We start from the raw sequence: 1,537 nt of genomic DNA, 5'->3' as shown, positions 1-1,537 counted from the left end.
CAACACCGTTGCGTTTGAGTGTTGAGGTGCAGGTCAAGCCCTGGTGAATGACGCAACGGGACGTCCTGATAGATCAACTTGTTGCTGAGGCAAGGCGATCATCGGGAGTCCCGTTGCGGGAGAAGTCTGTCATCACCAGGACGATCGAGGTAGCCGGGGGTGTGCACGCGCCCGGGCACTTGGGCGAGCTGACGCAGGTCGTGGACTTCGCGCTGGTGGACGCGGTGCTGGAGGAGACCGGGACGCGGGAGCGGCGGCTACGGCTGCTGCCGTCGCGGGTGGTGGTCTACTTCGTCCTCGCGCTGGCCCTCTTCGAACATGGCTCCTACCGGATGGTCTGGGGCAAGCTGACCGCCGGACTGGAAGGGCTGCCCCTGGTACGCCCGGCGGTGTCCTCGCTGTCCCGGGCGAGACGGCGGATAGGGACAACCCCGCTGCGACGCCTGTTCGAGGTCCTTGCCGGGCCCGTCGCCCACCGCGGCCAGAGAGGCTCCTTCTGGCGGGGGCTGCGGACCGTGGCCGTCGACGGGACCCTGCTGCACGCGCCCGACGAGCCGACGATCACCTGGCGCTACCCGAAACGGGCCGGTGACCGCCTGGAGTTCGGCTACCCGCTGCTGCGGCTCGTGGTCCTGGTCGAGTGCGGCACCCGCGCGATCCTGGCCGCCGCGTTCGGACCCGAGAGCGACGGCGAACTCACCTATGCACAGCGCCTGTTGAGCGCGCTGGACCACACGATGCTGCTGCTGGCAGATGCCGGCTTCGACGCCAACGAGTTCGCGCGGGACGTCCACGCCACCGGTGCGCAGTTCCTGATCCGGTCCTCCGCCCGCCGCGTCCCCACCCCCGCCGGGCATCTCGCCGACGGCTCGTACCTGGCCCGGATCGGCTACGGCGTCCTGCCCGCCCTGCTGACCGTCCGCGTCATCGAGGCATCCGTCACCCTCACCCTGGCCGACGGCACCGTTCGCCACGAGCAATGGCGGCTGCTGACCAGCCTTCTGGACGCCACGAGGTACCCCGCCACCGAGCTGATCACCCTGTATCACGAGCGGTGGCAGGCCGAGACCACCTACTTCTCGATCAAAGCCACCATGCTCGACGGCCGCGTCCTGCGCTCGCGCAGCCTGCCCGGGCTCGACCAGGAGGTCTACGCCCTGCTCACCACCTACCAGGCCCTGATCCGCGCAGCCGCCGACACCGCCTGCACCCGGCCCGGCCTGGACATGGACCGCATCAGCTTCACCGTCCTGCTGGCCACCGCCGCCGACACCGTCATCAGCGCGACCGGAATCCTGCCCCCGGCGGGCCCCGCCGACCTCGCCGGCACCATCGGCCGGGCGATCCTCGACGCCCTGCACCCCGCCCGCCGCCGGCACCGCGTCAAGGCCCGCACCTGCAAGAACCCCACCAGCAAATACGGGCCGAACGCCGGACAACACCCCACGACCAGCCAGAACTACACCATCCACACCGCCATCACGTTCTTCGAGCACGGGCTCGCGAACCGCTCACGGAAGTAAACGCAACGGTGTTG

At 69.6% G+C, this 1,537-nt stretch carries 1 protein-coding gene; it reads left to right on the top strand.

Translation table 11 applies throughout. The features are described 5' to 3' along the window. Window positions 1–113 precede the first annotated feature (113 nt). Window positions 114–1,523, top strand: coding sequence for an IS4 family transposase (locus tag ACWDA7_RS52765; protein WP_450615333.1), 1,410 nt, complete (start codon window positions 114–116; stop codon window positions 1,521–1,523). Window positions 1,524–1,537 lie beyond the last annotated feature (14 nt).

It is taken from the genome of Streptomyces sp. NPDC001156 (assembly GCF_053598275.1).
This window is presented reverse-complemented; position numbering and strand designations above follow the sequence as displayed.